Genomic DNA, 6,282 nt, shown 5'->3' on the forward strand with positions numbered 1-6,282 from the left:
CCTTGTCGACGGAACTAGTTACTGGGACGGGTTAGTGTGCCAGTGCTTCACGCTGAATCTGAGCCAGCTCTGCGGTGCCTTCCAGCGCCAGGTCGAGCAGGCTGTTGAGCTCGTCGCGGTCGAAAGGCGCGCCCTCGGCGGTGCCCTGAACCTCAACGAACTTGCCGCTGCCGGTGACGACCACGTTCATGTCGGTCTCGGCGCGAACGTCTTCGGTGTAGGGCAGGTCCAGCATGGGGGTGCCGTCAATAATGCCCACCGAAATTGCGGACACCGAATCGATCAGCGGGTTCGCCTTAGCGGGCAGAATCTTCTGCTCCTTCGCCCAAGAAATAGCGTCTGCCAGCGCCACGTACGCGCCGGTAATAGAAGCGGTGCGGGTGCCGCCGTCAGCCTGCAGAACGTCACAGTCGAGCACGATGGTGTTCTCACCCAGTTCGTCCATGTTGATGACCGCACGCAGGGAGCGACCAATCAGGCGAGAAATCTCGTGGGTGCGGCCGCCCACGCGGCCCTTCAGCGACTCGCGAGAAGAACGGGTGTTGGTGGCGCGCGGCAGCATCGCGTACTCGGCGGTCACCCAGCCCTTACCTTCGCCCTTGAGCCAGCGCGGCACGCCCTCGGTGAAGGATGCGGTGCACAGCACGCGGGTGTTGCCGAACTCGATGAGGGCGGAACCCTCAGCGTTGCGGGACCAGCCGCGGGTAATGGTGATGGGGCGCAGTTCGTTGAGGGCGCGGCCGTCTTCGCGGGTTGCAGTCATGGGTTCTCCTTGAATCTGTCTGCGGGGTCTGTGTCTGTCTGTTGAATCTATGTCAAAAAGTGGGCGGGGCTGAGCGCAGTTTGCACTAGTCCAGTTTGTTTTAGCCCAGGTCGGGTTTAGCCTAGTCCAGCTCGGGCTTCGCCTAATCTAGCTCAGGCTTGGGCAGCGCAATCGCGGTGTTCAGCGGCGGATCAAGCACCTCCACCACGTTCAGGGTGGACGTGACCGGGTGAGCCTCCGTCGGGCGCGGGTAGATGCGGTAACTTGCCGCCATTTCGGCAATGCCGACCGGGCCAGAGAAAGCACTGCGCGCCTCCGCGCGAGCGATGTCCGGGTCGTTCCACACGGGCAGGTGGGTCAGCAACAGGTTACGCACACCCGCCTCCGTGGCAGCCTCGCCGGCGCGCTTGCCGGTCAGATGAATACCGCGCAGGGCTTCGTCTCGACCCTCCTGGTAGGCTGCCTCGCAGAGGAACAGGTCAGCACCGCGCGCAGCCTTGACCAGGCCCTCGCACAGGTCGGTATCGCCCGAGTACGAGAACACGGTGTGACCCTCGCGGTCATTGCAGATGATGCGCAGCGCGTACGGATCCTTCGAGGGGTGAACCACACGGAACGGCTCCACGCGGAAGGGACCAATCTGCACGGGCTCACCCTCAGTCCAGGTGTGGTACTCAAACTCGGTGCTCATGCCCGGATCCGGGTCCAGGCCGTGAGTCGCCGAAAGGTACTCGTTAATCGCGGCGGGACCGTACAGCGGAATGCGGCCCTTGGGCCAGCCGCGCGGATCCCACTTGACCGCCACGTGCAGACCGGACAGGTCGATGCAGTGGTCCGGGTGCAGGTGCGAAATCAGAATCGCGTCGATATCGCTCAAATCGATATGGCGCTGGAGCATGCCGAGGGAGCCGTTGCCCATGTCCATGATGATGCGCCAGGTTCGACCCGCGAAGTCCGTGGCGGTGAGCATGTAGCAACTAGCCGGTGAGACGGGGCCGGGAAAGGAGCCCGTGCAACCGATAACGGTTAGACGCATGAGGTGTCGTCCTTAGGGGTGGTGCCAGAAAATTCGGTGCCCGCGACAGTGTGTGCTGCCTCTGCAGGATCTGCCGATTCGTCGAGGGTGATGCTGCGGTGTGCCGCAAGCATTTCGGGGGTGAGTGCCGCCAGCGAGCCGGTCGGGTAGCGTTCCGCCACGGAGCTGGTGTGGCGCACGTTGGTGACCTCGGGGCCGAGGAAGCGGCGTGCCAGCTGCGAGAACGTCTCAGATTCGCCGGTGGCGAGGAATTCGTGGTGCGGGTTTTCCGCGGGGACCGGGCTTTCAATGGCGTGGTTGAGCAGTTCGCGGTACACGTCCTTCGCGGTCTCATCCGCGGAGGAAACCAGGGTGACGTCCTCACCCATAATGTAGGAAATCACGCCGGCCAGCAGCGGGTAGTGGGTACAGCCGAGCACGAGGGTGTCCACGCCGGCGTCCTTGAGCGGCTGCAGGTACTCGCGGGCGGTCTCCAGCAGCTCGGGGCCGGAGGTAATGCCCTTCTCCACGAACTCCACGAAGCGCGGGCACGCCACCGAGTGCACCTCAAGGTTCGGGGTAATCGCGAAAGTGTCCTCGTAGGCGCGGGAGGTGACGGTCGCCTCCGTCGCAATCACGCCAATCTTGCGGTTGCGGGTTGCGGCGAGCGCACGGCGGGCGGCGGGCTGAATCACCTCGATGACGGGGATGCCGTACTGGCGGGTGTAGCGTTCGCGGGCGTCGCGGAGCACCGCTGCGGAGGCGGTGTTGCAGGCGATGACGAGCATTTTCACGCCGGAGTCGACGAGTTCGTCCATGATGCGCAGGGCGTTGGCGCGTACTTCTGCGATTTTGAGGGGGCCGTAGGGGCCGTGGGCGGTGTCGCCGACGTAAATGATGCGTTCGTGAGGCAGCTGGTCCATGATGGCGCGTGCCACGGTGAGTCCGCCAACGCCGGAGTCGAAGACGCCGATGGGTGCCGCGGCGGTGGGGCCTACGGGCGCGGGGCTACCCCAGGGGGTGCGGGCACGGTAGGGATTTGTTGCGTCGATGCTGTCACTCATGTGTCACCTACACTTCGTTATCGGTCGGGTACCACGTTCTATACTAACTCGCTAAGGTTACCCTTTTAGTCCGTTGAGCGGTTAGATGAGTCGAGAACCACCATTATGTGGTTGTATATGACGATAGTTTGAGGGGGAATTTGAAAAATTCGTTCTATTCTTGCTCGTTTGCCCCGCCATTTGTCCCGCCAAATACTCCGCCGGTCGTTTCTTCGTCGTCCAGCCCGTCGAGCATGGCGAGCATGAGAGAGTCCTGAACCCAGGAGACAAAGTTGTACACCACAGCCATGTACTCTTCTTGGGTCTCGATCTCGGAAGGGTCGGTGAACGCCGCAATATCTTCTGCGGTGTCTTCGTCCACGATGTAGAGGCGGTCGGCGAGCACCAAGCGGATATCGCCGAGCGCAGCAGCCCAAGCGCGGGCGTGTTCTTCGTTCAGGCGCAGGTCGCTGGACTCAATGTCGAAGGCGAGCATTGCGAGGTTCGCGCGTTTAGTTTCGCGCAGGTCGCGTTCGGTATAGCGGCGGTATTCGGTGGCGGCCTCGTCGTCACTGCTTGCGGCGGGTAGCAGGCGTGCTACGGCACTGTCGGCGGGGGTAGTGGGGTTTTCGGTGATGCCGACCAGCGCCTCCAACGGGTCGACGGTGCCGCCGTCGGCGGTGGTATCTGCCGGGCGCAGTAGCGCGCGCACGTCTTCGGCGAGTTCGCGAATCAGGTCACGTTCGGCGGGTTCGAAGGAGGCGGTGTAGCCTCCGGGGGTGCGGCGGAAGGGCCGTGCCATTAGTTTTCTACTTTCTCGAAGGTTGCCAGCAGACCCCAGGCGTGCATTGCCTGGGTGTGTTTTTCGGCGTCTTCGCGCGAGCCGGTGAAGACGATTGCCTTGCCGTTGTTGTGTACCTGCAGCATGAGCTCTTCTGCGCGGGCGCGGGAGTAGCCAAAGTGGCTGCGGAAGACGTAGGACACGTAGGTCATGAGATTGACGGGGTCGTTCCAGACGATGACGTTCCAGGGGGTGTCTGTGGCGAGGATGTTCTCCAGGGCGGTGTCGAGGTCGGTGTCCTCGAGGGTTCCGGTGGAGAGGATCACGGCGGTAGTGTTCATTGGTTTCCTTTGCGGCCGGTTCCCTTTGATTATACGGGCGGGTATGTGTTGCCCCTGTGTTGCCTCTGTATTGCTCTGGTGTTCGTCCTGTACTGCTCCCGCACAGAGTGCTGGTAATTTGTCATACTACAGTACTTAGAGTCAAGAATACTTTATGTAGTGATTGACACGCCGATTCAAGAGGAAAAATACCCTAATACCCCACTACAATAAACACATGGCTACTACCTCTCTTCTCACCGACCACTACGAACTGACCATGCTCCAGGCGGCACTCGCCTCCGGCGCAGCCAACCGTAAGTGCACCTTCGAAGTCTTCACCCGCCGCCTGCCCGCAGGCCGCCGCTACGGCATCCTCGCAGGCACCGGCCGATTCCTCGAAGGCCTCGCTAACTTCCGCTTCAACGACGAAGAACTCTCCTTCCTCTCCTCCCGCAATATCGTCAACAAAGAGACCCTCTCCTACCTCGAATCCTTCACCTTCAGCGGCAATATCCGCGGCTACGCAGAAGGCGAAGCGTTCTTCCCCCACTCCCCCGTCCTGCAGGTCGAAGGCACCTTCGCCGAAGCGTGCGTCCTCGAAACCTACCTGCTGTCCATCCTGAACTTTGACTCCGCCGTGGCAAGCGCCGCCTCCCGCATGAGCGCAGCCGCAGGCAACCGCCCCTGCCTCGAAATGGGTTCGCGCCGCGCCCACGAACGCGCCGCCGTCTCCGCCGCACGCGCCGCCGTGATTGCCGGCTTCGCGGGCACCTCCAACCTGGAGGCTGGCCTGCGCTACGGCCTGCACACCATCGGCACCAGCGCCCACGCCTTCACCCTGCTGCACGACAGCGAACGTGAAGCGTTCGAGGCGCAGCTGCGTTCCCTCGGCGCCCGCACCACCCTGCTCGTCGACACCTACAACGTGGACGAGGCGGTCCGCCTCGGCGTGGAACTCGCTGGCGAAGAGCTCGGCGGTGTGCGCCTGGACTCCGGCGATCTGGTCGCCACCGCGGCACGTGTGCGTGAACTGCTCGACTCGCTCGGCAACACCCACACCAAGATCACCGTCACCAGCGACCTGGACGAGTACGCCATCGCATCCCTGGCGGCAGCACCCGTGGACTCCTACGGCGTGGGCACCAAGCTGGTCACCGGTTCCGGCGCGCCGACCTCCTCCATGGTGTACAAGGTTGTTGAGCGTGAGAACTCCGCCGGTGAAATGCAACCGGTCGCTAAGGCGTCGGCTGGCAAGGCGTCCATCGGCGGGGCCAAGCGTGCGGCCCGCCGCCTCAACGGCATGGGCATTGCGACCGCCGAGGTTCTGGGCACCCACGAGGACCCGAGCCTGCTCGAAGACACCCGCCCGCTCATGGTGGACTTCGTCCGCAACGGCGAGCTACTCCCCGGCTTCACCGGCGAGGAAGGCGTGCGCCGCGCAACCGCCCGCCACGTAGCATCCCTGGCTGAGCTTCCCGAAGCTGCCCACCGCCTCTCGGAGGGTGAGCCGATCATTCCGACCGAATTCATCTAAACCACCCTTCTGAGATACTGTTTTCACCTGGCGAATCTTCACCTGGCGAATCAGAGTGAAAACTCATTCCTACTTGTAAAGGACAGACATGTCTAAGGCACTGATTATTGTTGACGTGCAGAACGATTTCTGCGCCGGCGGCGCCCTCGCCACCGAGCGCGGTGCGGACGTTGCCGCGCTGATTAGCGAATACGTGGAGAACAACCACCACCGCTACGACGCGATTGTCGCCACCCAGGACTGGCATATTGATCCGGGTTCACACTTCTCTGACACCCCCGACTACGTTGACTCCTGGCCGGTGCACTGCGTCGCCAAGAGCGAAGGCGCGCAGATTCACGAGAACCTGGACACCGACTACATTGAGGCGTACTTCCGCAAGGGCCGCTTCGAGGCAGCCTACTCGGGTTTTGAGGGGCTTCTCGCCCCCGAGGATGAAGTCGCAACCGGCGAGCACGAGCCTGGTGCGGATGCGTCCGAGGACGGTCCGCAGACTCCCCTGTCGGAGTGGCTGGATGAGCGCGGTATCGAGTTCGTCGATGTTGTCGGTATCGCCACCGATTATTGCGTGTCGGCAACCGCTCGCGATGCGGTCGATGCAGGCTACGAGACTCGCGTGCTGCTTGACCTGACCGCGCCCGTGCACGAGGACAAGCTCGACGACGTGGTTGCCGAGCTTGAAGATGAGGGCGTCGAGGTGGTTGAGGTTCTCTAACCTCCACTATCACTGTAGATAACTCGCCATTTCAAGCGGGCGTTGAATATACAGAGACGTTGAATACACAGAGGCGGGGAGCCTGGGATAGTACATCCCAGGCTCTTC

At 62.5% G+C, this 6,282-nt stretch carries 7 protein-coding genes; 2 read left to right on the forward strand and 5 right to left on the reverse strand.

The genetic code is table 11. From position 1 onward, the window contains the following. Positions 1–31 precede the first annotated feature (31 nt). From rph to clpS, 5 genes are all read right to left on the reverse strand, one after another. Positions 32–763 (reverse strand): ribonuclease PH, encoded by a 732-nt coding sequence (gene rph, locus HMPREF2894_RS05225; protein WP_005506419.1) that lies wholly within the window; start codon positions 761–763, stop codon positions 32–34. 142 nt (positions 764–905) lie between these two features. Beyond that, positions 906–1,799, reverse strand: coding sequence for an MBL fold metallo-hydrolase (locus tag HMPREF2894_RS05230; RefSeq protein ID WP_070604656.1), 894 nt, complete (start codon positions 1,797–1,799; stop codon positions 906–908). After that, a complete protein-coding gene (murI, locus tag HMPREF2894_RS05235) occupies positions 1,790–2,842 on the reverse strand; it encodes a glutamate racemase (RefSeq protein WP_005507827.1) in 1,053 nt (350 codons plus the stop codon). Before murI ends, HMPREF2894_RS05230 begins: the two co-directional genes overlap by 10 nt. Before the next feature lie 154 nt (positions 2,843–2,996). After that, positions 2,997–3,623, reverse strand: a complete 627-nt coding sequence (locus HMPREF2894_RS05240; RefSeq protein ID WP_070678122.1) for a DUF2017 domain-containing protein — start codon at positions 3,621–3,623, stop codon at positions 2,997–2,999. After that, positions 3,623–3,943 carry an ATP-dependent Clp protease adapter ClpS gene (clpS, locus tag HMPREF2894_RS05245; protein ID WP_070666980.1) on the reverse strand — a complete coding sequence of 107 codons (321 nt, stop codon included), beginning with the start codon at positions 3,941–3,943 and terminating at the stop codon, positions 3,623–3,625. The genes HMPREF2894_RS05240 and clpS overlap by 1 nt, the downstream gene beginning before the upstream one ends. A 217-nt stretch (positions 3,944–4,160) precedes the next feature. Between clpS and HMPREF2894_RS05250 the strand changes: the two genes are divergently transcribed. Together HMPREF2894_RS05250 and HMPREF2894_RS05255 are read left to right on the forward strand one after the other, a co-directional pair. After that, positions 4,161–5,459, forward strand: a complete 1,299-nt coding sequence (locus tag HMPREF2894_RS05250) for a nicotinate phosphoribosyltransferase (protein ID WP_070666979.1) — start codon at positions 4,161–4,163, stop codon at positions 5,457–5,459. Positions 5,460–5,547: 88 nt separating this feature from the next. Further along, the gene (locus HMPREF2894_RS05255) at positions 5,548–6,174 is read left to right on the forward strand and encodes an isochorismatase family protein (protein WP_070600355.1); all 627 of its coding nucleotides are present in this window, start codon (positions 5,548–5,550) and stop codon (positions 6,172–6,174) included. Positions 6,175–6,282 lie beyond the last annotated feature (108 nt).

This window comes from Rothia sp. HMSC066G02 (assembly GCF_001813145.1).
Lineage (GTDB): Bacteria > Actinomycetota > Actinomycetes > Actinomycetales > Micrococcaceae > Rothia.

What these genes read in the sequence shown, in the direction of transcription:
- HMPREF2894_RS05255 (WP_070600355.1), top strand. Translation starts at nt 5,548, where the DNA reads ATGTCTAAGGCACTGATTATTGTTGACGTGCAGAACGATTTCTGCGCC.
- HMPREF2894_RS05240 (WP_070678122.1), bottom strand. Translation starts at nt 3,623, where the DNA reads ATGGCACGGCCCTTCCGCCGCACCCCCGGAGGCTACACCGCCTCCTTC.
- HMPREF2894_RS05250 (WP_070666979.1), top strand. Translation starts at nt 4,161, where the DNA reads ATGGCTACTACCTCTCTTCTCACCGACCACTACGAACTGACCATGCTC.
- clpS (WP_070666980.1), bottom strand. Translation starts at nt 3,943, where the DNA reads ATGAACACTACCGCCGTGATCCTCTCCACCGGAACCCTCGAGGACACC.
- rph (WP_005506419.1), bottom strand. Translation starts at nt 763, where the DNA reads ATGACTGCAACCCGCGAAGACGGCCGCGCCCTCAACGAACTGCGCCCC.
- murI (WP_005507827.1), bottom strand. Translation starts at nt 2,842, where the DNA reads ATGAGTGACAGCATCGACGCAACAAATCCCTACCGTGCCCGCACCCCC.
- HMPREF2894_RS05230 (WP_070604656.1), bottom strand. Translation starts at nt 1,799, where the DNA reads ATGCGTCTAACCGTTATCGGTTGCACGGGCTCCTTTCCCGGCCCCGTC.